Raw genomic sequence first — 24,007 nt, 5'->3', positions numbered from 1 at the left:
TCAACTCGCCCTGGTGAATTCGTCCAGGGTGACGCCGAGCAGCTCGCAGGCCGCGCGAACGGTGGCGCGGTGATCACCCGGTACGGCGTGAATGTGGTTGGCGCCGAAGCGGGACAGGAAGTCCCCGGCGTCGGCGTCGAGTCTGGTGAAGGCGTGCGGCCACTCCCAGGTCGACTGCTTCATGAGGGATTCGTTGGTGGCGTCGTCGTAGGTCTCGAACTCGCCGAGCATCAATTGCATTCGGTAGGAGCCGTTTCGGCGGGTGAGGCGGGCGAAGGTCATCTGCCCGGGGGCGGCCAGGTGATGCACGGACGCGCCGCCGGCGGGGAAGAAGAACACCTCGGGGTACAGGTGGACGCGGGACAGGTTCTCGGCCGGGTCGTCGCTGCGGGCCGCGAACCAGGTGGCGTGCTGGCCGGAGTTGCACAGGTCCCAGATGTCGCGGTCGGCGTGATAGTGGCGGACATCGGCGAAAAGCACCGGGGTGTCGGTGATTCCGTGCAGCAGGCGCATGGTGAGCGCGCCGTCCATATCGGCCTCGGTGGCGCAGATGTGCGGCTGTTTGGGGCCGTTCCAGTCGTAGGGGTCGTTGAGGAAGGCCTCGGTGATGTCCATGGTCGCGAAGTACTGGGTCAGCTCCGGCTGGCCCTTGATGCCGGAGAAGTCCAGGTGCCATTCCGCGATCAGATCGCGCATGGCCAGGTAGGAGCGGATCTGGCGTTCCAGCAGCTCGGGGGTGAGCTTGCGGCCGTCATAGTGGACGCCGGCGGCATTGCGCTCCAACCACTCTCGCGCGGCCTTGGCCTCACCGGCGTCGGCGAGTTCGGCGCGGCGGACGATCTCCCACTGGTCGATCTCCTCGACGTCGATGCCGAACACGCGCTGCCATTGATCGGTATTGGCGACGGCGGTGTTCATACCCATGGGCCGACCGCCGATGCGGCCGAAGGTGCTGCCGCGCAGGCTCGCCACCGCGGCGGCGGCCACGGCGCGCTCCCCGATGGCGGCGATGAGTTCCGGATCGGCGGGATCGCCCCACAGTCGGGCGTGTTCGCGGCCGATCTGATCGAGCGCGCCGCCCGCGGCCAGCATGCCGACCATGCCCGGCTGCACCGGATCCATATTGGACAGCAGCAGCAACGGGCTGTTCAGCGCGCCCGCCGCCAGCATGGTGAAGTGCGGGAACGCCCACACCGCGTAGTGCAGGACGGTCAAATCCACCCCGGCCGCGGCCACCTTCCGGGCCACGGCCACCGCCACGTCATTGCCGCCGACGGGTTCCCTGCCGCGAATCACGGTGTGCCCGGCCGCGGTCAGTTCGGCGACGAGCCGATCCTCCGCGGTCCGAATGAATCCGACAATTCCGCCGTGCACATAGTCGCGGCCGTCGGAGAAACTGATCACGCCGATGCGGGCCATTGCCTGCCTCCCCACGATGGGTGGACTCTCGACTCCCATCCAGAATCCCAGTTCAGATTGCACGCCACGCCCGAAATCGGATTATCGGCCGGGTCGGCGGGGAACTCGTTCAGGTTGGGAACACCAAGGGGGCCAGCGCGACTCCGCCTTGCGCCCAGCCCGCGTGGGTGATCCAGAGGGTGCCGTCGTGGGCGATCACCTCGGCGGCATGCGCGCGAATGTGCCCCACGCGGTCGGACGTGTCGAAGTGAAAAGGGTTGTCACTGCGGAAGATCTCGGTGCCGACGTAGTCGGGGCGGGGGCCGATCAGGAGATACCAGGCACCGTCGTGATGGAAGACGAACGGCGATTCGGTATTGCCCGCGCCGGTGCCGACGGTCGGGTCCTGGTAGGCGATCCGGCGGCCACTCCAATGCAGCAGATCGCTGCTGGTGCGATAGGCGACGACATGATTCCCGCCCTCCGGAGCGCTCGTGGCGCAGTAGTACATGACCCACCGGCCGTCCAGACGCAGGACCATCGGATCGCGGGCGTCGTATCCATCGCGGAACACCGGACTCGCCGGATGCCGGGTCCACTGGAACAGGTCGGTGGAGGTGGCCAGCCCCATACCCGTTGCGGTGCGGTCGGTCCCGCCACCGTCATAGAACATGAGGTACCGGCTGCCGTCATGGACGACGAACGGAGCCCACAGGTGCGTCTCCCCGCGCGCCGGATCCACCTCCAGGACGGACGGATGCTTGGTCCACGGCCCGTGCAGCTCCTCGGCGGTCGCGTGCGCGAACTCGATTTCGTCCCACGGATCGGCCGGTTCCGGATGGGTGATCCCGAACAGATGCCAACGCCCCTCTGCGTCGCGGATCACAGTGTGGTCATTGATGTACCACCGCCGCCCCGGCTGCCCCGGGTCATAGATATGCCTGAACTCCCCCGCCCGCACACCGCTCATCCCACCCCTTCCAACTAGGACCTAATCAGTCCTATTTCCCTCCGACACTGTATTCATGCCCGCGATCTCGCTGCGAACCCTAAACCGCACCCTGCTGCTCCGTCAGCGGTTGAACGAACGCGTGACCACGTCCCCCGCCGACCTGATCCGCCACCTCGTAGCGGTCCAGGCCCAGGAACCCAACTGGCCCTACATCGGCCTGTGGACCCGCCTCACCGATTTCCACCCCGACGACCTGGCCGCTCTCCTACGCGACCGAACAGTGGTCCGCGCCACCATGATTCGCCGCACCGTCCACCTCGCCGACGCCGCCGACTACCGCTGGCTCTACCCCACCGTCCGCCCGGCGGTCGAGCCGACGCTCCGCTCGATCTACCTCCGCGATGCGGTCGAGGGCCTCGATATCGACGAATTCGCCACGGCCGGAATGGAATTGCTCACCGGCAAGACCGTCCCCCGCCGCGACCTCGGCAAGCAACTGGCCGCCCGCTTTCCCGGCCGCGAGCCCCGAGCGCTGGTCCACGCCCTCGGCGTAATCCACCCCCTGATCCACGACGCCGACGCGGGCACCTGGGGCGCCTGGCGCGGCCGCTTCGTCTCGGTCTCCCCCGCCGAAGAATGGCTCGGCGCACCCCTGGCCTCCGCTCCCCAACCCGAAACCCTGATCCGCCGATACCTGGCCGCCTACGGCCCCGCCACCACCGCCGACATCCAAGAATTCGCCGGCATAACCCGCCTGGCCCCGATCATGACCCGCCTCCGCCCCGAACTCCGTGTCCTGCACGACGATTCCGGCCGCGAACTCTTCGACCTCCCCGACGCCCCACTGGCCGACCCCGACCTCCCGGCCCCGGTCCGCTTTCTCCCCGCCTTCGACAACTCCTGCCTCGGCCACCGCGACCGCACCCGAATCATCAGCAATGAAGACCGAGCCCGCATCGCCAAAATCGCCTCGGGCGGCGTCCCCTTCTACCTGGTAGACGGTTTCGTCCACGGCCGCTGGGACCTGGAAGGCTCCACGATCCGAGTAACCCCCTGGCACCCCCTCTCGAAGTCCAACGAAGCAGCAGTCCGCGCCGAAGCCGAACACCTCCTGCCACTGATCACCCCCAACGAGCCCGGCAAGATCATCATCGAAACCCGCTGATCAGACCCCCTCTTCAGCTCGTCAGCAAAGTTCCGGCAATGGTACGGTGACCCCCGATTACCTGGGAGGGGATCCATGGGCCTCGAGGTCACCCCGGCCACGCTGAACGACGCGGCCACCACAGTCGGAAAACTCGCGGACAACGTCACGGACACCAAGGTCACCCCGCACCTCGGTGCGAGCCGCGGCGTCGACGGTCTGAAGGGCTCGGCCATCGCCGCCGCCCTGGGCAAGGCCGACCCGGCCAGCACCGTGGCCAAGCAGGTCCTGTCCGGCCGCTTCCAGCAGTTCTCGACGGCCCTGTCGAGTTCCGCGAAGACATTCCACGACACCGACACCGACGCCGCCAACCGACTATGGGCCATCGGTGAGCTCAACGACGGACAGCTCTGATGGGCACCCCGTCCAAGGACCAGGTGCTCGCCTGGAACCCCCAGTCCCTCGCCGACGTCGCCTCGTCGGCCAACGGCATCGTCATCACCATCGATGACACCGCCGAAACCGTCCAGCGGACCATCCACAACCTCCAATGGTCCGGCGCCGCCGCCACCGCCGCCCTGGGCCGCGCCGACCACGAGTACACCCAGATAAAGGCCGTCGCCACCGCCTACTTCAACCTGGCCGACGCCTGCTCGCAGGCCTACGCCGCCATGCAGCCCGTCATCTCGGATCTGAAGTCGAGCGTCAAGGCCTTGGAAGCCGACGGCTTCACCGTCGACCAGGACTTCACCGTCAAGGACGCCCGCAGCGACAACAAGCGTGCCGACGACGCCGCCAACGACACCATCCGCCTCCAGAACCTGGCCAAGTCCCTCGGCGAGAGCGACGATACCTGGGCCGGAAAGGTCACCACCGCCATCGGCGAGATCGAAAAACTGGCCCCGATAACCAAGGTCAACAACCCCCTCATCAACCTCCTGACCGGCGGCACCGCCCTCCCCCAACCCCAAGCCGACATCTTCAACCCCGCCCTCGCAGCCGGGAAACTCCACGACGGCATCCCCGTCTCCACCGACACCCCCGACGGCCGCATCACCCTCACCCCCAACCCCGACGGCACCATCACCACCGCCCAATCCGCCCTCCAACCCGACGGCACCATCGTCACCAAAACCCACACCGGCCCCGGCCCCGAAACCACCTCGGTCGCAACCCCACGCAACGACGGCACCGGCATCATCGACACCGTCACAACCGCCCCAGACGGCACCCAAACCCGCACGGTCTCAACTCCCAAGGGCGACGGCCGAATCGGGACCCGCACGGTCGCGGCCGACGGCACCCTCGGCCCCGAAACCCTGTCCAGTCCGCTCGGCAATGGCGGGACTCTCACCGAAATCCCCAGCGCCGACGGCAAATCCGTGACGAACATGCTCACCCGCCCCGACGGCTCCACGAATACCCAGACCTTCGCCATCGGACCCGACGGCAAACAGCAACTGATCGCGACCGCCGACTCCAGCGGCACCCGCTCGACCCTGGAACCTGACGGATCCATCTACACCCAGTACGCCGACGGTCGCTCCGCCATGACCACCACCCAGCCCGACGGCCGAGTGGTCACGAAGTTCAGCGACGGATCCGTACTAGGCTCCGCCCCGCCCGCGCCCGGACAGCCCGGCGTTTCCGCTTGGGATTCAGTGAAGGCGTGGACCGGCAAGCAAACCGGGGACTTCTGGGAGTCGACAACAGGCACCTTCAAGGAACACCCCGGAGCCATTCTTTCCGGAATGGCCGCTGACGGGGCGGGCGCACAGATCGACCTGTCGAAAGCCTCCATGGCCCAACGTGCCCAAGTGCTTTCACAGACCTCGGACGACGCTCTGGCCCGCATGGTCACCCAGTTGCAGGCCGGAGACCCCGGCGCGGGCCGCAGTGCGGTCACCGCCGTCACCGCCGCGGATGATGCGGCAGCACTGGCGTCGAAGACCGAAACCCTCGCGAAGGTGGGCAAGTTCGGTGGCCCGGCAGCCACCGCAGGCCTCGCCGCTTATATCAATTGGCAGGACTGGGAGCATGGCAAACCCGCTCCGGCGGCGATTGCCAATACAGTCGGCACCACGGCGGGCGATATCGGTGGCGCCTGGGCCGGGGCCGCGATGGGCGCGGAACTCGGCACTTTGGGCGGCCCGTTCATGGAGTTAACGGTCCCGCTCGGGGCGGTAGCGGGTGCGGTCATTTTCGGATATCTCGGTGGATCAGCAGGCGGATGGGCGGCGGAGCAACCTTTCAAATGACGAGCACACCAGGTGAGTACTCACGAAACGACGGCGGCACCAACCCGGTGCCCTGGCCTCCCGGATTCGGTCGCTGGAGACCGGTGTTCCCGGCGGTGGCGACCGTGATGTTCGCGGTCGCGGCAGTGGCCTTCGCGCTGATCGCCGTCGTGGCCGTGGCGAATGGTGATTTGCTGCGGTTCGTTCTCGGCAGTGGCGGAATGGTGTTCGGGGCCGCTGGCGCCTTGGCGCTGTCCCATCGGCTGCGCCTGCGTAAACCGCTCACCGCCGGCGCTGTCACTCTGGAACGAGCGAACCCCGGTACCTCGGTGGCGATTTCGATGGATCGATCCGTCACTGTGTCCCTGGCGGCGGCGTTCCTGGGCGGCGCGGTATTCCTGGTGGCGCTCGCACTGATGCGTATGACGGGCGACCAGGTGCAGCCACTGCAGGTCATGTCCGGAGTCTTCTTCATCATCGTCGCGATCGCCTGTGTTGCGTTGGCTCCGTTGATGATCGCGACCACCCGGGTACCGCGTCGACTTGTTCTGTCCGAGCATGGAATTCACCAGAACAACGGTGCGCTGGACCAGTATCTGCCGTGGCAGTCCATCGCCGCCGTCGACGCGGTCGAGGCCGACCCCACCGAGGGACGCTCCCGCCGCCGCATACCCATGATCCTGCTCCGCCCGACGAGCCCCTCCGATATCGCCATACTCTGGCGATTCCGCTGGTTCAGCCAGCGCACGTTCCTCACCGCAATCTCGGTGCAGCCCACCGCCTATCCGATCGATGCCGGGCTGCTGTACTACACGATCCGCTTCTACTGGCAGCACCCCGAACTGCGGACCGAACTGTCCTCCGACACCGCCGTCCTGCGCATACGGCGCGGCGACGTACTCGGCTAGTGATCGACCGGGCTCCGGCCGATCCTGATTGCCGGTCGGGCGAATTGGGGATTCGAGCTGCGGTTGGGGTTGGTTGTTGATTTGATTGGGGGCCAGCGTTATTGGCTGGTGGAAGGGTGCGGGATGCAATGGGGTTCGAACAGCAGCCCGGACCACAGGACTCTCCGCAAGGGGAGTCTCTGGCGGAAATCGGTCGGACTTATGAGTTGCGGGGCGAGCTTGCCGCGGCCGAGCAGTGCTATCGACAGGGTGTGGCCCTCGGCAGTACGACGGCGATGGATCGGCTGGCGCGGCTGCTGCACGATCGGATCGCGGTTCAAGGTCGGCTCGAACGGTGGCGCAACCGGGCTCGGAACCGGGATGCGCGCCTCGAGGCAAACATGTTGCTGCGGATGGCCGCCACCGCGGGTAATCCGCAGGCGATGGCCGCGCTGGGGGCGCTGCTCGATGAACAGGGGGAAGGGCGCGAGGCCGAGTATTGGTATCGGCAGGCGATCACGGGCGGTGAGGACAGTGCCATGAACAATCTCGGCCTGCTGCTGTACAGCCGCGGCGATCACGCCGGGGCCAGGCAGTGGTGGACTCGCGCCGCTCGAGCAGGCAGCAGCGCCGCCATGCGCAACCTGAGCAAGCTACCCATCGGCCCTCTTGCGCCCTTCCAATCCAGCCACCCCACCGCCCCGATTCCTTCGGGCAACTACGCGTACCTGCTCACCTTGGTGATGGGCAACCGCTCCACGGCCGACGACCTGATCGAATTCGAGCGACAACAATCGCCCCGAGCCCCACGCCACGAATTGATCCGCAGAGCCATCGACCGCCTACACCACGACCGAAATCGATAGAGCCCCGGGCAATCCGGTAGCGGCTGACCGATCAGTGGGTGGTGCGGTGGATGCGGGATATGGCTGCTGTGATGGTTGGGGAGTTGAGGTCGCGGGCGGCCCGGCGGCGCAGTTTTTGGATCACCATGTCGGCCAGAGGGGTGTCGGGGTCCTTACGCCAACCTCGTTTCGCGAATGTCGATCTGGTTGCGCGGAGAGTGGTTTCGGCGGATTCGGAGGCCTCTGGGTCGACGGGGCCGGTGGCTGTTGCCATGAGTTGGCGGCTGTTGCGGCGGTCGGCTCGGTTGGGGAGGCGTTTGTTTTGGCGGATGGCTTTTCGGGAGCTTTTGTCGTTTTCGCCGTAGTTGTTGCGGCGGTCTTTGGTGTAGCTGAGGAGCTTTTTCTCCTGGGGAGTCTTCCGGACCATGACGGCCTCCTTGTTCCGGTGAACAGGACAGATTACGTCTCGAGGCGGGTCATGTCGATGGATACCAGGGGGATTCGGGTGTCGCCGAGGGTGGTGTAGGCGCGGCGGGTGGCGGGGATGAGGATGCCGTTGATGTTGCGGTAGTTGGTGGCATAGAGGTGGGATTCGGTGGTGGGGTCGACTATGTCGATGGTGAAGTCGTGGCGGCGGAGGAGGTTGTCGGGGCCGAAGCAGAAGATCTGTTTGCGGGTGTGGGTTTTGATGTGGTCGGGGAAGGTTACGTGCAGGCGGCGCCAGGGCTCGCCTTCGGCATCGAGCGGGGTGATCTCCTCGCAGATGAAACCTGGCCGGGTGAGGAGGAAGGGGGTGGTGAGGTAGGTCCAGAGGGCTTCGCCGGTGAAGTAGGCGAGATGTAGGTCATCCCAGGGGGTTTCGAGGGTGTGGCCGGCGAAGGAGCGGTCCGGGTTGTCGCGGGTGAGGACGGTGCCGTCGGCTTGTTGCAGGACGACACGGTCGGGTTCGAACAGTGAGCGGCGGTCGTGACCGACGTAGTCCATGGCCATCCGTTGCCGGGTGGTGTCCACCTCGAATCGGACGTCCTTCAGCAGGTCGCTCTTTCCCTTCATCTCCCAGAAGGCGCCGGAGATGGATGCCTCGACCCGGATCGCCCGGATCTGGTTCCAGCGCTCCAAACCGCCGTGTGCGGCGACCGCGCTCGCCAGTAGATCGTTCATCAATTCACTCCTCTGTTCGGTCCTGCAAATACAGAGGCGAGCGCGGCGCGAAACTCATCGCTAGTCGACGAGGTAGCGGAGCATGACCGCGGTGGCGAAGTTTCTCGTTTCGACCAGGCGGAGCTGGAGGCGCTTGTCCAGCAGCGGGAAGAGCGGGGTGCCGCCGCCGAGCAGTACGGGTGAGATGAAGAGCTGGTATTCGTCGATGAGGCCGTGGGGGATCAGCTCGGCGGCGAGGGTTGCGCCGCCGACCTCCATGACGCCGTCGCCCGTCGCCTTGAGTTTGCGGACCTCCTCGACGGCGTTCTCGCGGACCAGGGTGCTGTTCCAGTGCACCTCGGTGAGCGTGCGGGAGAACACCACCTTGGGCTTCTTCGTCCAGAGTTCGGCGAAGTCGAGTTCGACGGGCGACGCGTCGGCGGGCACGTGCGGCCAGTACTCGGCCATCAGCTCGTACAGGCGGCGGCCGTGCAGCGAGACCTCGAGCTCGCGGAACCGGTCGTTGTGGAACCGGTGCAGTTCCTCGTCCGGGTCGGTCCAGTCGATGCCGCCGTCACGGTCGTTGATGTAGCCGTCCAGGGACGCGCCGATCCCGTAGATAAGTCTCCTCATGACGGGTAGACGACGTGGCCACCCGGAATTCATCGGCTCTCAGCGGAGGACTTTCGAGCGGCGCGCAGCAAATCCTTGTTGAGGCGGCCGATCACGTCCTGCGGAATCTCCTTGGGGCAGGCCATGGTGCATTCGCCGGTGTTGGTGCAGCCGCCGAAGCCTTCGTCGTCGTGGGTTCGGAGCATGTCCATGACGCGTGAAGAGCGTTCCGGCTGGCCCTGCGGGAGCAGGCCTAGGTGGGTCACCTTGGCCGCGGTGAAGAGCATGGCCGAGCCGTTGGGGCAGGCGGCTACGCAGGCGCCGCAGCCGATGCACTCCGCGGCCTGGAAAGCCAAGTCCGCGTCCGGTTTCGGGACCGGGATGGAGTGGGCTTCGGGCGCGGTGCCGGTGGGGGCGGTGATGTAGCCACCGGCCTGGATGATCTTGTCGAAGGCGGAACGGTCGACAACGAGGTCCTTGACGACCGGAAAAGCCTTGGCACGCCAAGGTTCTACCGTGATCGTCTCGCCGTCGGAGAACTTGCGCATGTGGAGTTGGCAAGTGGTGGTGGCTTTTTCGGGACCGTGTGGCGTGCCGTCGATGACGAGCGAGCACATTCCGCAGATGCCCTCGCGACAATCGTGGTCGAAGGCCACCGGTTCGTCGCCTTCGGCGGTGAGCCGCTCGTTGAGGACGTCTAGCATCTCCAGGAACGACGCGTCCGGAGAGATCTCGACCGGATAATCGACCAGCCCGCCCCGGTCACGGGCATTCCGCTGCCGCCAGATACGCAGAGTGAGTTTCATTTTCGGTGCCTCTCTCACTTGTAGGACCGGGTGCTGGGCTCGACGTACTCGAAGCACAAGGCCTCGCGGTGCAGGGTCGGCGGTGCGGCGCCGGTCCATTCCCAGGCGGCGACGTAGGAGAAGTTCTCGTCATCGCGACGAGCCTCACCGTCCTCGGTCTGCGATTCGGCGCGAAAGTGCCCGCCTGCCGATTCGGTGCGATGCAGCGCGTCGATGACCATGAGCTCGGCCAGTTCGAGAAAATCGGCCACCCGGCCCGCCCGCTCCAGCGACTGATTGAGATCGTCCCCGGAACCTGGAACATTGACCCGCTCCCAGAACTCGGCCCGCAGCGCGGGGATGAGCGCCAGCGCCTTGCGCAGCCCCTCCTCGGTCCGCTCCATGCCGCAGTACTCCCACATGATCTGCCCGAGCTCGCGATGGAACGAGTCCACCGTACGGTCGCCCTTGATCGACAACAGCCGGTCGATCATCGAAATCACCCGCGCCTCAGCGGCTTCCACCGCCGCGGCGGGCACCTCGCCGACCGGTCCCCGCGCCAGGTAATCCCCGAGCGTGGTCGGCAGCACGAAATACCCGTCGGCCAAACCCTGCATGAGCGCCGACGCCCCGAGCCGATTGGCGCCGTGATCAGAGAAATTGGCCTCCCCGATCACGAACAGTCCGGGAATGGTGGAGCGAAGGTCGTAATCCACCCACAGCCCGCCCATGGTGTAGTGCACGGCCGGGGAGATGCGCATGGGCCGCTCGTACGGATTCTCCCCGGTGATCCGCTCGTACATCGTGAAGAGGTTGCCGTACTTGGCTTCCACCGCATCCGCCCCGAGCCGCGCGACCGCGTCGGCGAAGTCGAGATAGACGCCGAGCCCGCCCGGCCCGACGCCGCGGCCTTCGTCGCAGACGTTCTTGGCCGCCCGCGAGGCGATATCGCGCGGAACCAGATTTCCGAAGGCCGGATAGATCCGCTCGAGGTAGTAATCCCGTTCATCCTCGGGGATATCGCCGGGATTACGTTGGTCACCAACTCTTTTCGGCACCCACACCCGCCCGTCGTTGCGCAGCGACTCCGACATCAGCGTCAGCTTCGACTGATGCTCCCCCGACACCGGGATACAGGTCGGATGGATTTGCGTGAAGCACGGATTGGCGAAGTAGGCGCCATGCTTGTGCGCCCGCCAGGAGGCGGTGACATTCGATCCCATCGCATTTGTCGAGAGGAAGTAGACATTCCCGTATCCGCCGGAGGCAAGCACCACCGCGTCCCCGGTATAGGACCGGATAGCGCCGGTGATCAGATCCCGCACCACCACGCCGCGCGCCACCCCGTCGACCAGGATCAGATCGAGCATCTCGTGCCGCGCATGCAGTTCCACGGTTCCGGCGTCGACCTGCCGCATGAGCGCCTGATACGCGCCCAGCAGCAACTGCTGCCCCGTCTGCCCGCGCGCGTAGAACGTCCGCGAGACCTGCGCCCCACCGAAGGACCGATTGTCGAGCAGTCCGCCGTACTCCCGCGCGAACGGAACACCCTGCGCCACACACTGATCGATGATCTGAGTCGAGATCTCCGCCAGGCGGTGCACATTCGACTCCCGCGAACGGTAGTCGCCGCCCTTGACGGTGTCGTAGAACAGCCGGTGCACGCTGTCCCCGTCATTGCGATAGTTCTTGGCGGCATTGATCCCGCCCTGCGCGGCAATCGAATGGGCCCGGCGCGGGGAATCCTGGAAACAGAACTGGATGACCCGATATCCCTGCTCCCCCAGCGCCGCCGCGGCCGACCCGCCGGCTAGACCGGTGCCGATGACGATGACCGTCTTCTTGCGCTTATTGGCGGGATTGACCAGCTTGGCCTCGAACTTGCGGGTGGTCCAGCGGTCGGCGATCGGCCCGCCCGGCGCCCGGGTGTCAGCGATCGGCTCGCCGATATTGAAAAGACTGTCATTCATGACTATTTCACCCATCCGAGAGAGACGGCGATCGGGACGGCCAGGAAACCGGCCACCAGCAGGATCGAGACGGTGGCCGCGAGCAGGTCGTAGCTGCGCACGCCTCGCCCGGCGGTCAGGCCCAGGGTCTGGGCGGCACTGCGAATGCCGTGGCGCAGGTGCAGCCCGACCATGATCACGGCGACGACGTAGAAGACCGTCACGTACCAGTGCGAGGGCGCGAAGTCGGCGACCACCTTCGCGTAGGGAGTCGCACCGCCGCCCTCTGGATTCACCGCCCCGAAGGTGAGATCCAGCAGATGCCAGACCAGATACAGCGCGATGATGACCCCGCCCCACCGCATGGTGCGCACGGCATAACCCTGCGCATGCGATCTCTTCTTGGCCGCATACCCGACGGGCCGAGCCCGCCGCGCGGTCCGAGCGAGCGAGACCGCCGACCACATGTGCAGGATCACGCTCACCCCGAGCAAAACCTCCGCGACCGTCAGCAACCCCCGCCGCGGCACCGCGGGCGCACCGACCGTCCGCAGCCACTCGGCATAGTGGTTGAACTCGGACGCGCCCAGGAACACTTTCAGATTTCCGGCCATGTGGGCGATGAGGAACAGCACCAGAATGCCCCCGGTCACCGCCATCACGGCCTTCTTGCCTACCGTCGTGCGGTAGCACTGAGGTAATGCGACAGCCATGAGCGGAAGGTAGGCCCGCCCGCTGCGGCCGGTCCAAGTCCGCTTGGATCTGGTGTCCATGGCCGCCGTCTATGCACCGAGCTGCGACCGGAATTACTACTCGGAGTAGTGAATTCGGGCGTGAACGATGTCACACGCGGACGCCGCGCCCGGATGTGATCATCGACTCGGAATCGAGATCCCGCAGTCCATAGTCCTAGGCTATCGACTGTGCAGTTGCAGCAGTTGTCGTACTTCCTGGCGGTGGCGCGGGCCCAGCACTTCACCCGGGCCGCCGACGCCCTCGGGGTCGCCCAGCCCTCGCTGTCCAAGCAGATCCGGGTCCTCGAGACCGAACTGGGCGCGGAACTGTTCAGCCGGGCCCGCGGCAATATCACCCTCACCCCGGCCGGTGAGGCGCTGCTGCCGCTGGCCAATCGGATTCTCGCGGATGTGGACACCGCCCGGCTCGAGGTCCAGGAGCTCGCCGGGCTGCGACGCGGCCGCGTACGGATCGGGGCAACACCCTCGCTGTGTTCGGGCCTGCTGGCCGATGCGCTGCGCCGCTACCACGACGCCTATCCCGGCATCCGATTGCTGGTGGAGGAGGGTGGTTCTCGCGACCTGGTGCGCGAATTGACCAGGGGCGAACTGGATCTGGCGCTGGTGATCCTGCCGCTGTCCGAGGACACCCCGCTGGCCACCACCCCGCTCCTGCGCGAGGACCTGGTGGTCGCCGCCCGGCGCGACGACACCTCCCTGCTCAGCCGAACCCGCCTGCGCGTCACCGACCTGCGGGACCGGCCGCTGGTGATGTTCCGGCAGGGCTACGACCTGCGCGAAGCCACGCTCGCCGCATGCCGCCAGGCCGGTTTCGAACCGCGTTTCGCGGTCGAGGGCGGTGAGATGGACGCCGTCCTGCGCTTTGTGGAGGTCGGACTCGGGATCGCGGTGGTGCCGAGCACGGTGCTGGCCGGACGGCCCGGGCTGCAAGGGATTCCGCTGTCGGGCGAGGGCGCGGCGCATGGCCGGGCCGAACACCGATTGCATCGGACGGTCGCGCTCGCCCATCGCAAGGATGTCGCCCCGACCCATGCTGCCGGGGCGTTCCGCTCGACCTTGGAGACCTTCGTGCGCGAAGCGGCCGCCAGCGGCGGCCTCCCGGCCGGGGTCGAGTCGCTACTGCCGAAGGACTAACCGACCAGCGCGTCCCGGAGGAGGTGGAGTTCCGCCTCCGAGAGACCCTGGGCCAGGAGCCATTTGGCGGCGCCGCCGTGGTCGGCGTACAGGTTCTCCAGGAAGCGGGTCATGACTTCCGGGGAGACGGCGAGGATGCCGGTGTTGGTTTGGGGCAGGCCCTCGTAGGAGGGCAGGGCGTCGAGGCGGTCGCGGACCTTTTGGATGCGCTCGTTGGTGAGGGCGTAGTCGTGGGCGATGGCTTCGGCGGGGACGCCGACCGCGTCGAGGAGGATGGCGGCCAGGACGCCGGTGCGGTCTTTGCCTGCGGCGCAGTGGAACAGGAGAGAGTGGCGGGCCGGATCGATGATCAGGCGGACAGCCTCGACGATGTGTTCGCCGCTGCCGTTCAGGAGTTGGCCGTAGAGTTCGGTGAGGTCGACGCGGGTCTTGTCGGGCACCAGATCCCTTGCGGCCAAGGACGATTGCGGCGACTTGCGGATCGGGAGGTTCGCGATGGTCAGGTCGGCGTCGGCGATGAGGCCGTAGCCCTCGCGTTCCACCTCGTCGGGCAGGCGCAGGTCGATGACCGTGCGCAGGCCCAGCTTCTCGACCAAGACGGACAGGTCGTCACAGGTAGCCTGCTGCAGGGTGGAGGAGCGCAACACGATGCCGAAACGGGTTGTGCCGCCGCCGGTTACGGGCAGGCCGCCCAGGTCGCGGACATTGTCGATCTGGGCGAAGTCGATCCAGCGGTTCGGCATCTGATCAGTGGGCACGGCCGGCCGCCGCCTCTTCCGCGCGGGTCAGGCCGCACAGGCCGATCAAATCCTCGTGCAGCTCGAACCAGACGGTGTGGTAGCTGTCCATGATCGGCCGCGCCACATAAGTGTGGTCGCCTTCGGCGATGCGCTCCACCGCGCGATCCAGGCGGTCGAGATAGCGCGACAGGCGCGGCGCCAGGCTGCCGAGGCGCGCGATGAGCGGGCGCAGCCGCTGGTGAGTGTCGTTGAGGCGGGCCAGGACCGAGGCGTCATAGTCCGCGTCGGCGTGGTCGTTGACGGTCGCCGCGTCCTTCATCTGCCAGTCGGTGATGATGATCTTGAGGTCGGCGTTGTAGACGCAGAACTCGTCGTAGGCGGCGGTCATGGCGGCCGCGTCGACGGTTTCGCGCTCCTCGGCGAGGAGTTGCTCCAGGCGGGGGCGGCCTTCGGGGGTGATGCGGAAACCGGCGGGGGTGGTGGCGCAGTAGCCCGCCGTCACCAAACCCTCACAGCAGGCGGCGATTTCACCGGCGTCGGCGAACAGGCTGGCGGCCAGGTTGTCGGCATTCACCCGGCCCTTGATGCCGACCAGGCGCAGCACGGCCAGCTCGGTGACGGGAACGTCCACGGAAACCTCTTCCTGCTCAACGCTTTCGGGCGCACGACGTTCGAGGCGGTCGGCCAGTCCCTCGCCGTCCACACCCGCCCACTGGGCGAGCTGCCGGATGTCGTCGAGCACGGACTGCTCGACCGGCTTGGCGACAACCTCACCGGGCAGCACCAGCCCGGCACCGCCGTCGACGGTCACGGTCTTGCCGGTGAGCGCGGCAACCACACCGGGCCCACAACCGACCACGCACGGGCGGCCCAGTTCGCGGCTCACCAGCGCGGCATGCGAAGTGGTGCCGCCCAATTCGGTGACGATGGCACGCGCGGCGATCATGCCGTGCAGATCGTCTGGGCTGGTGGTCGGACGCACCAGAATGACGTCCTCCCCCGCCTCCGCCCGCGCCTCAGCCTCATCCGGATCGGTCACGACCACACCGGAAGCCAGTCCGGGGCAAGCGGATTCGCCGCGGGCGAGCGGTTCCTGGCCACCGGTGTCACCGGAGGCCGGGCGCAGCACCTCGCGCACCTGATCGGCGGTCACGCGATCCAGGGCCTCGTCGGCGCTGATCAGCCCCTCCTCGACCATGGCGACCGCGGCGCGCACGGCCGCCCGCGCCGAACGCTTGGCCGGGCGCGACTGCAAAAGCCACAAAGTTCCCGATTCGACCGTGAACTCCACATCCTGCAGGTCCCGGCCGTCGCGCTCCAGCAGCTCGGCGGCCGCGATGAGCCGCTCGTGCACCGCGGGCTGCGTCGCGGCCAGATCCTCGAGCGGCCGCGGAGTCAGCCGCCCGGACACCACGTCCTCACCCTGCCCGCCGACCAGCCACTCGCCATAGACGGGCCCGTCGCCGGTGTTCGGATTGCGGCTGAAAAGCACTCCCGTGCCGGACAATTCATCGAGATTGCCGAACACCATGGCCTGCACGGTAACCGCGGTGCCGAGATCGTCGGCCACGCCGCGATGGGCGCGATAGGTCTTGGCGCGCGGGGAATCCCAGGAGCGGAACACCGCCTCGACCGCACCGCGCAGCTGCTCCCACGGATCGGCCGGAACCGCACCGGCCGCATCACCGAGCACCGTCTCGCGGTACTGGTGCACGAACCGCTGCCGGGTGTCCTCGGCGTAGCTCGGATTGCGGGTCTCGGCGGCCAGCGCCTGCTGTACCGCATCGGTCATGCCGAGGTTGAGAACGGTATCCATCATGCCCGGCATGGAGATCGCCGCACCCGAACGCACCGACACCAGCAGCGGCCGATCCGCGGACCCGAAGCGCCGCCCGGTCCCCCGCTCGATCATGGCGATGCCCTCGCGCACCTGAGCCCAGATCTCGTCGGCGATGACGCCGCGGCGCGTGTAGTCCGCCCAGCCGTCGGTGGTGATCACGAAGGCGGGCGGCACCGGCAGACCGAGCGCCCGCATGTGATCGATGCTCCACGCCTTCCCACCGATCCGCTCCCGCGACAGCCCGCACGCGCCATCGAGTTCGACCACGGTCACCGCAGTTTCCACACGCCGCGCAAGCTCCGTTCCCGCCGTCATGTCACTCCTCCGAGATCCTGATTTCATTCGCACTCCAGCGCTCCGCCGCTGCTAGAGCGACCTGCCGGGCAATATCCCGTCCCCCACGGGACCACTACATCGAGGGTGCCGCGTGACCGCCCACACACCCAACTCCCATCCCGATCACCGGAACCCGGCGACCGCGCCCCTGGCACGCCCGGTCAGCGGGATGGCACGGCGAAAAGGGTCAACACGTGGGCAGTGGTGGGGCAGGATGGGCGGATGGATCGGCGGCACTCGGGCGGGAGCTCCGCGGCTGGACCCGTGACAACCATTCCGGCGCTCGTGGCGGATCGGGCGAAGCGGTATCCCGAGGCGGTGGCCATTGCCGGACCGGCCGGGCGGCTGACATTCGCCGAGCTGGCCGAGGAGGTCGCCGCGGTCACCCGGGCGGCCATGGCCTCCGGAATCGAGGTCGGGGACCGGGTCGGGATCTGGGCGCCCAACAGCATCCGATGGATCGTGACCGCACTCGGAATGCTCGGCGCGGGTGCGACTCTGGTCCCGATCAGCACCCGCCTCCGCGGCCCGGAAACCGCGGACGTGCTGACCCGCAGCCACGCCAAAACCGTGTGTACGGTGCAAGAGTTTCTCGGACAGGACTATCCGCGCATGCTGGCCGAATCCGGCCGTGCGCTACCGGATCTCGAGCACCTGATCCTGCTCGACGACGCCCGCGGCGAGGGCGACGCGGACTGGGACATCAGCTCGTGGGAGGGATTCCTGGCCCCGGGCAGCGTGATCGACGCGCAGTCGGCCCGCGACCGCACCGCCGAGGTCGAGCCGGATTCGGTCTCCGACATCCTGTTCACCTCCGGCACCACCGGCGCGCCCAAGGGCGTGCTCGCCACCCACCGCCAGACCCTGGAAGTGTTCTCGCAGTGGGCCGATGCGGTCACCCTGCGCCCGCGCGACCGGTACCTACTGGTGAATCCGTTCTCGCATACTTTCGGATACAAGGCCGGCATTCTGGCCTGCCTGCTGCGCACCGCCACCATGGTGCCGATGGAGCGCTTCGACACCACCGCCGCGCTGCGGCTCATAGAGAATGAGCGCATCACGGTCCTGGCCGGTCCCCCAACGCTTTTCACCGATCTGCTGGCCGCCGACCATGACAACTACATGCTCGGTTCGCTACGCCTGGCGGGCACCGGCGGCGCGCCCGTCCCCACCGAACTCGTCCGCCGCATTCGCGACGAACTGCGCGTCCCCTACGTGTTCACCGCCTACGGACTCACCGAATCCGTCGGCGTCGTCTCCATCTGCCCGCCCGACGCCCCCGCCGAACTGGTGGCCGGGACCGTCGGAAAGACCTTGAAAGGCAGCGAGATCCACATCGTGGACCGCGACGGCAAGCCGGTGGAAACGGGCGAGCCGGGCGAGATCACCGTCAAAGGCCCGAATGTCATGCTCGGCTACCTCGACGACCCCGAGGCCACCGCCGCCGCCATCGACGCGGACGGCTTCCTGCACACCGGCGATATCGGCAGCCTCGACCACGACGGCTATCTGCGCATCACCGACCGGCTCAAGGACATGTTCATCGTCGGCGGCTTCAACGCCTACCCGGCCGAGATCGAGCGAGTCCTCTTGAAACACCCCGACATTCGCGATGTCGCGGTCGTCGGTGTTCCGGATGCCCGCCTCGGCGAGGTCGGGCGCGCGGTGGTGGTGCCCGCCGACGGCGCGACCACCGATCCGGCCACCATCATCGCGTGGTCGCGGACCCAGCTGGCCAGTTACAAGGTGCCACGGGAGGTCGTCTTCATCGACGACCTCCCGCGCAACGCGGGCGGCAAGGTGCTCAAACAGCAACTGCGCGACCCAGCGTGATCAGTTCAGACCCAGCTGATCAATTCCCCAGCACCGGCCCGTCCGCCCACCGGTACAGGTGCGCGATGGCGGGTTCCACGATCGATCCCGGTATCTCCGCGTCGAACCAGCGGTCCACGTGCGTCCAGTGGTACGGATGCAGCAGGTAGTCGCCATTGAGCCCGTCGGGGTCGGCGAATTCCTGCTCCCACACGTGAGTCCAGCGACCGTGGCCCGGCACCCGGCTCAGCGACCAGGATCTGATGGCGGAGATGTGCGCGGGCATGGCCATCAGATCGGCCTCGAAGCGGGCCACGGTCTCCGACGGCGTGCCGTGGCGCACGGTGAGCAGCAGGGTGCGCTTGATCCGCCGCAGCGAATCCAGCCGCACCACACGGGCATTCACCGGGGCCAGCGGCACCGCATCTGCTCCGGGCAGGTCCGGCAGCACGGTGGCGGGCGCGGCCTCCCCCGCCACATCCCACACCGCGCCCTGACCACCCTGGCTGCCCGGCAGATCGACTCCCGCCGAGCAGTGCGCGACCCCGGCGGTCGCGGCGGCCGTCATGGCCAGCTCCTTCAGCCGTTCGTCCGCGTCCTCGCCGGTGGGCGACACGGTGAGAATCACCCAGCGGCTCATGCGATTTCCTCCTGTACCGCCAGCACATGCCGCTCCCGGGTCAGGGCGACGGCGTCGGTCTCCGACCAGAAGGCCGCGACCGCCGGATCGGCCGCCGCCGCGCCGCGCATGCCGTAGAAGTCGTAGATGCCGGGCAGTTCCCAGACGATCTGCACGGCAACCGAATCCGCCCCGGTGTGCTCGCGCAGAATCTGCGGCGAACGCAGCCCTCGCGCGGTGGCCCCGGGCAGGTATTCACCGCGCCAACGGCTGAGCCAATCCTCGGCGTGATCGGCGGGCAGGACGATGCGGTCGAGAACACGGACCGCCGTTGCGGGGTTCACAGCTTCGCCTCTACCTCGTTGCGGTACCGATCCACGTACGTCGCAAGGTTTTCCACACCGTTGAGCAGGGATTCCGGGCCGAACATGGGCGGGGTGAGCACCACCCGGCTCGCACCCGCGGTGAGGTACGGCCGCACGTAATCGGCGTCGAACTCACGCATGAAGTCGAACGATCCCGGCCAGATGGTCATCTCGACCGCATCCTCGGAACGCCCTGCCGCCGCACCGATCTCACGAATCTTGTCCGCACCGCGCGCGAAATCCTCCGACGAGATGGTGTACGGGAACCACCCGTCGCCGACCTTGGCAGCGCGCCGGACGGCCGGGGCGCTGTTGCCGCCCAACACGATCGGGATCGAGCGCTCGGGCTGCGGTAGGCAGAACTGCTTGTCGAACGACACGTGCTTGCCGTGGTACGTCGCCGGGGATTCCGTCCACAGCGCCCGCATGGCGCCGATGCAGTCGTCCAGCCGCGCCCCGCGCTCCTCGAACGGCACTCCGATGGCGGCGTATTCCTCCTTCTGCCACCCGATTCCGAGCCCGAGCAGCACCCGGCCGCCCGACTGCCGATCCAGTGTCGCCGCCCGCTTGGCCAGCACCAACGGGCTGTGCAGCGGAGCCACCACCATGGCGGTGCCCAGCTTCAAAGTGCTCGAGGCGGCCGCCACGAAGGCGAGCGTCTCCAGCGGATCGGTCATGGGGACTCCGAGATCCCCGCCCGGCATCTTCCCGTCCGGCGAATAGGGGTACAGCGGCTCGTAATTCTCCGCGACCACAACGTGTTCCACGGTCCAGATCGAATCCAGTCCGCATTCCTCCGCCGCCGCGGCGAATTCCCGCAGGAACCCTCCGTCGGTCACCAAGCCGTCGAGATATGGCATGAGCATGCCGATGCGCATCGGCCGCCTCCGTCCTTCCGGGAACGGCCCGTCATTGGGCCACACCTCGATGGTGGCGTGTTATCGGGGTCACAAATCCTGGGGATCCCGGTCAGCGAGATCCCGAATAATGGCAGTTCGGAGGCATCAATTGTCTGAACGACCACCGGCCCCGCACCGAATGATGCGGGGCTGACGGCTCTCGTCATTCCGGCGTGCTTTTGGCCGGAATCCACCCGTGGCTGTGGATCCCGGCCAAAAGCACGCCGGGATGACGGGGATCTAGATCTCTTTCCGCATCTGCGCGGTCAGTGGCTTCATGTAGCCCGAGCCCAGCAGGCGGCGCATGACGTTCATGGCCTTGGCGTCCTTGCCGATCAGGATGAGCGGCTTGTTCTTTCGGATGCCGTTCACGATGACCTTGGCGCAGTCCTCGGGGCTGGTCTGGGCCAGCCGGTCGAAGTTGGCGGCCAGGTCGTCACGCGAGCGGTTCGCGGCCGCCCTTGCCTTCCAAGCGATTTCGGTCTTGATCATGCCCGGATGCACGCTGGAGACGCCCACGTTGTACCCGGCGATGATCATCTCCTGCCGTAGCGCGTCACTGATGGCGTGCATGGCGTACTTCGACGAGCTGTAGCCGCCCTGGCTCGGGCAGGCCACCAGGCCGAACATGCTGGACACATTGGCGAAATGCCCATCACCGGAAGCGATCACGTGCGGCAGGAACGCCTTCACGCCGTGCAGGGTGCCCCAGTAGTTGATGCCGAAGATCCACTCCAGGTCTTCCCAGGAGACTTCCTCGATATTGGCGGTCAGCGAGACACCGGCATTGTTGATGACGATATTGACCTTGCCGAAGTCGGCCACCACCTCATCGGCGTGCGCGTAGACGGCGGCCCGGTCGGCCACGTCCAGCTTGTAGGCGCGGGCCTTGGCGCCCTCCTTCTCGCACAGCGCCGCGGTCTCGGCGACGTTCTCGAGATTGCGCCCGGACAGCGCGAGCTGCGCGCCGTTGCGAGCCAGTTCCAGGGCCAGCGCCCGGCCGATGCCCGCTCCCGCACCGGTGATGACGGCGACCTTGCCGTGGAAGTCCTTCATGGGTGTTTCCTTGTCTCGCTGCGCGATTACTCTATTTGGGGTTCTCAGGGGCATCCCCTGAGAACCCCGAGGAGTAGGGCCACCGGGCCCTACTGAGAGGTGAAGCCGCCGTCGGCCACGAATTCGGAGCCGGTGCTGTAGGAGGAGTCGTCGGAGATGAGGAACAGCACCAGGTTGGCGAGCTCCTCGGGGGTGGCCGGGCGGGCGATGGGCTGGTTGGCCGCGATATTCGCCGAGCGGTCGGAGGTCGCGACCATCTCGGTGGCGACAATGCCCGGGTGCACGGAGTTGACCCGGACATTGTCGGGCGCGAATTCCTGTGCGGCCGTTTTGCTCATGCCGCGCACGGCCCATTTGGAGGCGACGTAGCCGAGGATGTTCGAGTAGCCGATGAGTCCGCCGGTCGAGGAGATGTTCACGATGGAACCGACCCCGGCCTTACGCATGGACCCGATGACGGCTTTCATGCCCAGGAATACACCGACCTGATTGACGTCGATCACCTTGCGGTAGTCGGCTTCCGAGAGCTTCTCGATCGGATCGACGTGCACGATGCCCGCATTGTTGACCAGCCCGGAGACCGGCCCGAAGGCCGCCTCGGCCTGCGCCACGACCTCGTTCCACGCCGCCTCGTCGGTGACGTCGAGCGGGAAAAACCGTGCCGCGTCACCGATCTCGGCCGCGACGGCCCGCCCGGCCTCGGTCAGCACATCGGTGATCACCACCTTCGCGCCCTCGGCGGCGAGTTTGCGGGCGAAGGCCGCCCCCATGCCGCGCGCGCCGCCGGTGACGATGACGACCTTGGAATCAACCCGTCCCATATCAGTTCTCCTGTGCCGCTTCGGATTCCATGTCGGCGAGGTGGTTGGCCGCGATGTAGCCGAACACCATGGCGGGTCCGATGGTCGCGCCCGCGCCGGCGTAGTCGTTGCCCATGACGGCGGCGGAGTTGTTGCCCGCCGCGTACAGGCCGCGAATGACCTCGCCCTGATCGTTGAGCACGCGGGCGTGCTCGTCGGTGACCAGTCCGCCCTTGGTGCCCAGGTCGCCCGGCACCATCTCGACCGCGTAGAACGGGCCGCGCTCGAGCGGGGCCAGGGTCGGGTTGGGCTTGACGGTCGGGTCGCCGTAGTAGCGGTCGTAGGCCGAATCGCCGCGCAGGAAGTCCTCGTCGCGGCCCTTGCGCGCGAAGCCGTTGAACCGCTCCACGGTGGCTTCGAGGGTCTTGGCGGACACGCCCAGCTTGTCGGCCAGCTCGGCAAGAGTGTTGGCCTGCTTGATGATTCCCGCGTCGAAGTACTTCTGAGGCAGCGGCCGCTTGGGGAAGTTGCCCAGGAACAGGTACCGGTCGCGGAAGTTCTGGTCGAAGATGAAGTGCGCGGGAATGCTGCCCGGCACCTTCTTCTCCTCCTCGTACATGGTGTGCACGACGTTCACGTACGGCGCGGACTCGTTCACGAAGCGCTCGCCCTTGGCATTGACCACTATCGCGCCCGGCTGCGAGCGCTCGGCCAGCATGAAGAACGGCGGACCGTCGGGGTTGCGCACGGACGGGCCCCACCAGGCGTCGTCCATGAGATCGACTGCCGCACCGGCCTTCTGGCCCGCCACGATGCCCTCGCCGACATTCTCGGTCGCGCCCACGGTCCAGCCGGTGTTCTGCGGGCCGTCGATGTACTGCTCGCGCATCTCGAGGTTGTGCTCGAAGCCGCCCGCGGCCAGCACGACACCGCGCCGCGCCTTGATGGTGACCGGACGCCCCTCGTGCTCGACGCGCACGCCGACCACGGAATCGCCCTCCATGACGAGGTCGGTGAGCGGCGTGTTCAGCCACACCGGCACACCGGCGTCCCGCAGCGACAGCCACAGCCGCGCGGCCAGCGCCTTGCCCAGGCTCAGCGGCTTCGCACCCTTGATCAGGTTGAGCGCGGTCTGCGCGCCGACCTTCATGGCGGTCTTCTTGCCGGTCCAGGTGCGCGCGATCATGTTCAGGTCGTGGAAGTCCTTGACCGTGATGGCGATGCCCTTGGGCGCGGACATGGTCGGCTGGTTGATCTTGTGCAGGTCGCCGCCGAGCAGTCGCCCGTCGATCGGCTTGGGCTCGATGCTGCGGCCCTGCGCCAGACCACCCGGGAACTCGGGGTGGTAATCGGAATAGCCACGGTCGTAGGCGAACTCCCAATACTTCGAGCGAGCCCCGATGTAGCGGAACATCTCCGGGCCGTGATCCAGGAACGCCCGCTGCTTGGCCTCCGGAACCCGATCGCCGACAACGGCTTTCAGATAGGTGCGGGCCATCTCCGGCGAGTCCGGCACACCCGCGGCCTGCAGCACTGGGTTGTTGGGCACCCAGATGCCGCCGCCCGAGCGCGCGGTGGAGCCGCCGAACAGGCGGCTCTTCTCGATCAGGGTCACCGACAGCCCACGGTAGGCGGCGGTCAGCGCGGCGGTCATGCCCGCCGCACCGGAGCCCACGACAACGACGTCGAATTCGAATTCCAT

23 protein-coding genes are annotated in these 24,007 nt (G+C 67.2%); 7 read left to right on the top strand and 16 right to left on the bottom strand.

The features are described 5' to 3' along the window. On the bottom strand, positions 1 to 1,419 hold the full coding sequence (locus ON43_RS10505; protein ID WP_040806257.1) for an L-fucose/L-arabinose isomerase family protein: 1,419 nt from the start codon (positions 1,417 to 1,419) through the stop codon (positions 1 to 3). 109 nt (positions 1,420 to 1,528) lie between these two features. Then, the gene (locus ON43_RS10500; RefSeq protein ID WP_040806255.1) at positions 1,529 to 2,368 is read right to left on the bottom strand and encodes a family 43 glycosylhydrolase; all 840 of its coding nucleotides are present in this window, start codon (positions 2,366 to 2,368) and stop codon (positions 1,529 to 1,531) included. A 55-nt stretch (positions 2,369 to 2,423) separates the two neighbouring features. Here ON43_RS10500 and ON43_RS10495 point away from each other — a divergent pair, with 55 nt between their 5' ends. The 5 genes from ON43_RS10495 (at position 2,424) to ON43_RS42370 (ending at position 7,484) form a co-directional block, all read left to right on the top strand. Then, positions 2,424 to 3,515 (top strand): winged helix DNA-binding domain-containing protein, encoded by a 1,092-nt coding sequence (locus ON43_RS10495; RefSeq protein WP_040806253.1) that lies wholly within the window; start codon positions 2,424 to 2,426, stop codon positions 3,513 to 3,515. 75 nt (positions 3,516 to 3,590) lie between these two features. Next, positions 3,591 to 3,908: a type VII secretion target gene (locus tag ON43_RS10490; protein ID WP_040806251.1), complete on the top strand. Its 318-nt coding sequence runs from the start codon at positions 3,591 to 3,593 to the stop codon at positions 3,906 to 3,908. Further along, positions 3,908 to 5,752 carry a hypothetical protein gene (locus ON43_RS10485; RefSeq protein WP_040806249.1) on the top strand — a complete coding sequence of 615 codons (1,845 nt, stop codon included), beginning with the start codon at positions 3,908 to 3,910 and terminating at the stop codon, positions 5,750 to 5,752. Before ON43_RS10490 ends, ON43_RS10485 begins: the two co-directional genes overlap by 1 nt. Beyond that, positions 5,749 to 6,639 carry a hypothetical protein gene (locus tag ON43_RS10480; protein ID WP_157513985.1) on the top strand — a complete coding sequence of 297 codons (891 nt, stop codon included), beginning with the start codon at positions 5,749 to 5,751 and terminating at the stop codon, positions 6,637 to 6,639. Before ON43_RS10485 ends, ON43_RS10480 begins: the two co-directional genes overlap by 4 nt. A 128-nt stretch (positions 6,640 to 6,767) precedes the next feature. Continuing rightward, on the top strand, positions 6,768 to 7,484 hold the full coding sequence (locus tag ON43_RS42370) for a tetratricopeptide repeat protein (protein WP_086007920.1): 717 nt from the start codon (positions 6,768 to 6,770) through the stop codon (positions 7,482 to 7,484). Positions 7,485 to 7,515: 31 nt separating this feature from the next. Here ON43_RS42370 and ON43_RS10470 read toward each other — a convergent pair whose 3' ends face one another. The 6 genes from ON43_RS10470 to ON43_RS10445 are packed head-to-tail and all read right to left on the bottom strand — an operon-like array spanning position 7,516 to position 12,722. Further along, positions 7,516 to 7,890, bottom strand: coding sequence for a hypothetical protein (locus ON43_RS10470; RefSeq protein WP_040806246.1), 375 nt, complete (start codon positions 7,888 to 7,890; stop codon positions 7,516 to 7,518). A 32-nt stretch (positions 7,891 to 7,922) separates the two neighbouring features. Next, positions 7,923 to 8,624, bottom strand: a complete 702-nt coding sequence (locus ON43_RS10465; protein WP_040806245.1) for a hypothetical protein — start codon at positions 8,622 to 8,624, stop codon at positions 7,923 to 7,925. A gap of 60 nt (positions 8,625 to 8,684) precedes the next feature. After that, on the bottom strand, positions 8,685 to 9,236 hold the full coding sequence (locus tag ON43_RS10460; protein ID WP_040806244.1) for a dihydrofolate reductase family protein: 552 nt from the start codon (positions 9,234 to 9,236) through the stop codon (positions 8,685 to 8,687). Between the two features lie 29 nt (positions 9,237 to 9,265). After that, the gene (locus ON43_RS10455) at positions 9,266 to 10,021 is read right to left on the bottom strand and encodes a succinate dehydrogenase/fumarate reductase iron-sulfur subunit (protein WP_040806242.1); all 756 of its coding nucleotides are present in this window, start codon (positions 10,019 to 10,021) and stop codon (positions 9,266 to 9,268) included. A gap of 14 nt (positions 10,022 to 10,035) precedes the next feature. After that, positions 10,036 to 11,970: a fumarate reductase/succinate dehydrogenase flavoprotein subunit gene (locus tag ON43_RS10450; RefSeq protein WP_040806241.1), complete on the bottom strand. Its 1,935-nt coding sequence runs from the start codon at positions 11,968 to 11,970 to the stop codon at positions 10,036 to 10,038. A gap of 2 nt (positions 11,971 to 11,972) precedes the next feature. Continuing rightward, on the bottom strand, positions 11,973 to 12,722 hold the full coding sequence (locus tag ON43_RS10445) for a succinate dehydrogenase cytochrome b subunit (protein ID WP_245568531.1): 750 nt from the start codon (positions 12,720 to 12,722) through the stop codon (positions 11,973 to 11,975). Between the two features lie 150 nt (positions 12,723 to 12,872). On the opposite strand from ON43_RS10445, the gene ON43_RS10440 reads away from it, so the two are divergent. Further along, positions 12,873 to 13,838 carry a LysR family transcriptional regulator gene (locus ON43_RS10440; RefSeq protein ID WP_040806238.1) on the top strand — a complete coding sequence of 322 codons (966 nt, stop codon included), beginning with the start codon at positions 12,873 to 12,875 and terminating at the stop codon, positions 13,836 to 13,838. Here ON43_RS10440 and ON43_RS10435 read toward each other — a convergent pair. Then, on the bottom strand, positions 13,835 to 14,596 hold the full coding sequence (locus ON43_RS10435) for a tyrosine-protein phosphatase (RefSeq protein WP_157513984.1): 762 nt from the start codon (positions 14,594 to 14,596) through the stop codon (positions 13,835 to 13,837). The two genes, ON43_RS10440 and ON43_RS10435, sit on opposite strands and share 4 nt — an antisense overlap. Then, on the bottom strand, positions 14,586 to 16,733 hold the full coding sequence (locus ON43_RS46130; RefSeq protein WP_083913299.1) for a pyruvate, phosphate dikinase: 2,148 nt from the start codon (positions 16,731 to 16,733) through the stop codon (positions 14,586 to 14,588). Before ON43_RS46130 ends, ON43_RS10435 begins: the two co-directional genes overlap by 11 nt. 243 nt (positions 16,734 to 16,976) lie before the next feature. On the opposite strand from ON43_RS46130, the gene ON43_RS10425 reads away from it, so the two are divergent. Beyond that, positions 16,977 to 18,587, top strand: coding sequence for a FadD3 family acyl-CoA ligase (locus ON43_RS10425; RefSeq protein ID WP_051178245.1), 1,611 nt, complete (start codon positions 16,977 to 16,979; stop codon positions 18,585 to 18,587). A gap of 19 nt (positions 18,588 to 18,606) precedes the next feature. On the opposite strand, the gene ON43_RS10420 is transcribed toward ON43_RS10425, so the two are convergent. From ON43_RS10420 to kstD, 6 genes are all read right to left on the bottom strand, one after another. After that, positions 18,607 to 19,206 carry a Dabb family protein gene (locus ON43_RS10420; RefSeq protein ID WP_063712522.1) on the bottom strand — a complete coding sequence of 200 codons (600 nt, stop codon included), beginning with the start codon at positions 19,204 to 19,206 and terminating at the stop codon, positions 18,607 to 18,609. Next, a complete protein-coding gene (locus ON43_RS10415; RefSeq protein ID WP_040806233.1) occupies positions 19,203 to 19,529 on the bottom strand; it encodes a hypothetical protein in 327 nt (108 codons plus the stop codon). Before ON43_RS10415 ends, ON43_RS10420 begins: the two co-directional genes overlap by 4 nt. Beyond that, complete coding sequence (locus tag ON43_RS10410) at positions 19,526 to 20,428, bottom strand: LLM class F420-dependent oxidoreductase (RefSeq protein WP_051178244.1); 903 nt, start codon at positions 20,426 to 20,428, stop codon at positions 19,526 to 19,528. The genes ON43_RS10415 and ON43_RS10410 overlap by 4 nt, the downstream gene beginning before the upstream one ends. Before the next feature lie 261 nt (positions 20,429 to 20,689). Next, positions 20,690 to 21,505, bottom strand: coding sequence for an SDR family NAD(P)-dependent oxidoreductase (locus ON43_RS10405; RefSeq protein ID WP_040806231.1), 816 nt, complete (start codon positions 21,503 to 21,505; stop codon positions 20,690 to 20,692). Positions 21,506 to 21,594: 89 nt separating this feature from the next. Beyond that, positions 21,595 to 22,326, bottom strand: coding sequence for a glucose 1-dehydrogenase (locus tag ON43_RS10400; protein ID WP_040806229.1), 732 nt, complete (start codon positions 22,324 to 22,326; stop codon positions 21,595 to 21,597). 1 nt (position 22,327) lies between these two features. Next, the gene (gene kstD / locus ON43_RS10395) at positions 22,328 to 24,007 is read right to left on the bottom strand and encodes a 3-oxosteroid 1-dehydrogenase (RefSeq protein WP_040806227.1); all 1,680 of its coding nucleotides are present in this window, start codon (positions 24,005 to 24,007) and stop codon (positions 22,328 to 22,330) included.

This window comes from Nocardia concava NBRC 100430 (assembly GCF_000308815.1).
In the GTDB taxonomy this organism is placed as follows: domain Bacteria; phylum Actinomycetota; class Actinomycetes; order Mycobacteriales; family Mycobacteriaceae; genus Nocardia; species Nocardia concava.
Note: the sequence above shows the minus strand (reverse complement) of the source record. Positions and strands in the feature narration are given on the sequence as shown.

What these genes read in the sequence shown, in the direction of transcription:
- kstD (WP_040806227.1), bottom strand. Translation starts at nt 24,007, where the DNA reads ATGGAATTCGAATTCGACGTCGTTGTCGTGGGCTCCGGTGCGGCGGGC.
- ON43_RS10505 (WP_040806257.1), bottom strand. Translation starts at nt 1,419, where the DNA reads ATGGCCCGCATCGGCGTGATCAGTTTCTCCGACGGCCGCGACTATGTG.
- ON43_RS10495 (WP_040806253.1), top strand. Translation starts at nt 2,424, where the DNA reads ATGCCCGCGATCTCGCTGCGAACCCTAAACCGCACCCTGCTGCTCCGT.
- ON43_RS10405 (WP_040806231.1), bottom strand. Translation starts at nt 21,505, where the DNA reads ATGAAGGACTTCCACGGCAAGGTCGCCGTCATCACCGGTGCGGGAGCG.
- ON43_RS10485 (WP_040806249.1), top strand. Translation starts at nt 3,908, where the DNA reads ATGGGCACCCCGTCCAAGGACCAGGTGCTCGCCTGGAACCCCCAGTCC.
- ON43_RS10480 (WP_157513985.1), top strand. Translation starts at nt 5,749, where the DNA reads ATGACGAGCACACCAGGTGAGTACTCACGAAACGACGGCGGCACCAAC.
- ON43_RS10470 (WP_040806246.1), bottom strand. Translation starts at nt 7,890, where the DNA reads ATGGTCCGGAAGACTCCCCAGGAGAAAAAGCTCCTCAGCTACACCAAA.
- ON43_RS10410 (WP_051178244.1), bottom strand. Translation starts at nt 20,428, where the DNA reads ATGCGCATCGGCATGCTCATGCCATATCTCGACGGCTTGGTGACCGAC.
- ON43_RS10460 (WP_040806244.1), bottom strand. Translation starts at nt 9,236, where the DNA reads ATGAGGAGACTTATCTACGGGATCGGCGCGTCCCTGGACGGCTACATC.
- ON43_RS10490 (WP_040806251.1), top strand. Translation starts at nt 3,591, where the DNA reads ATGGGCCTCGAGGTCACCCCGGCCACGCTGAACGACGCGGCCACCACA.
- ON43_RS10445 (WP_245568531.1), bottom strand. Translation starts at nt 12,722, where the DNA reads ATGGACACCAGATCCAAGCGGACTTGGACCGGCCGCAGCGGGCGGGCC.
- ON43_RS10400 (WP_040806229.1), bottom strand. Translation starts at nt 22,326, where the DNA reads ATGGGACGGGTTGATTCCAAGGTCGTCATCGTCACCGGCGGCGCGCGC.
- ON43_RS10465 (WP_040806245.1), bottom strand. Translation starts at nt 8,624, where the DNA reads ATGAACGATCTACTGGCGAGCGCGGTCGCCGCACACGGCGGTTTGGAG.
- ON43_RS10425 (WP_051178245.1), top strand. Translation starts at nt 16,977, where the DNA reads ATGGATCGGCGGCACTCGGGCGGGAGCTCCGCGGCTGGACCCGTGACA.
- ON43_RS10450 (WP_040806241.1), bottom strand. Translation starts at nt 11,970, where the DNA reads ATGAATGACAGTCTTTTCAATATCGGCGAGCCGATCGCTGACACCCGG.
- ON43_RS10455 (WP_040806242.1), bottom strand. Translation starts at nt 10,021, where the DNA reads ATGAAACTCACTCTGCGTATCTGGCGGCAGCGGAATGCCCGTGACCGG.
- ON43_RS10500 (WP_040806255.1), bottom strand. Translation starts at nt 2,368, where the DNA reads ATGAGCGGTGTGCGGGCGGGGGAGTTCAGGCATATCTATGACCCGGGG.
- ON43_RS46130 (WP_083913299.1), bottom strand. Translation starts at nt 16,733, where the DNA reads ATGACGGCGGGAACGGAGCTTGCGCGGCGTGTGGAAACTGCGGTGACC.
- ON43_RS42370 (WP_086007920.1), top strand. Translation starts at nt 6,768, where the DNA reads ATGGGGTTCGAACAGCAGCCCGGACCACAGGACTCTCCGCAAGGGGAG.
- ON43_RS10420 (WP_063712522.1), bottom strand. Translation starts at nt 19,206, where the DNA reads ATGAGCCGCTGGGTGATTCTCACCGTGTCGCCCACCGGCGAGGACGCG.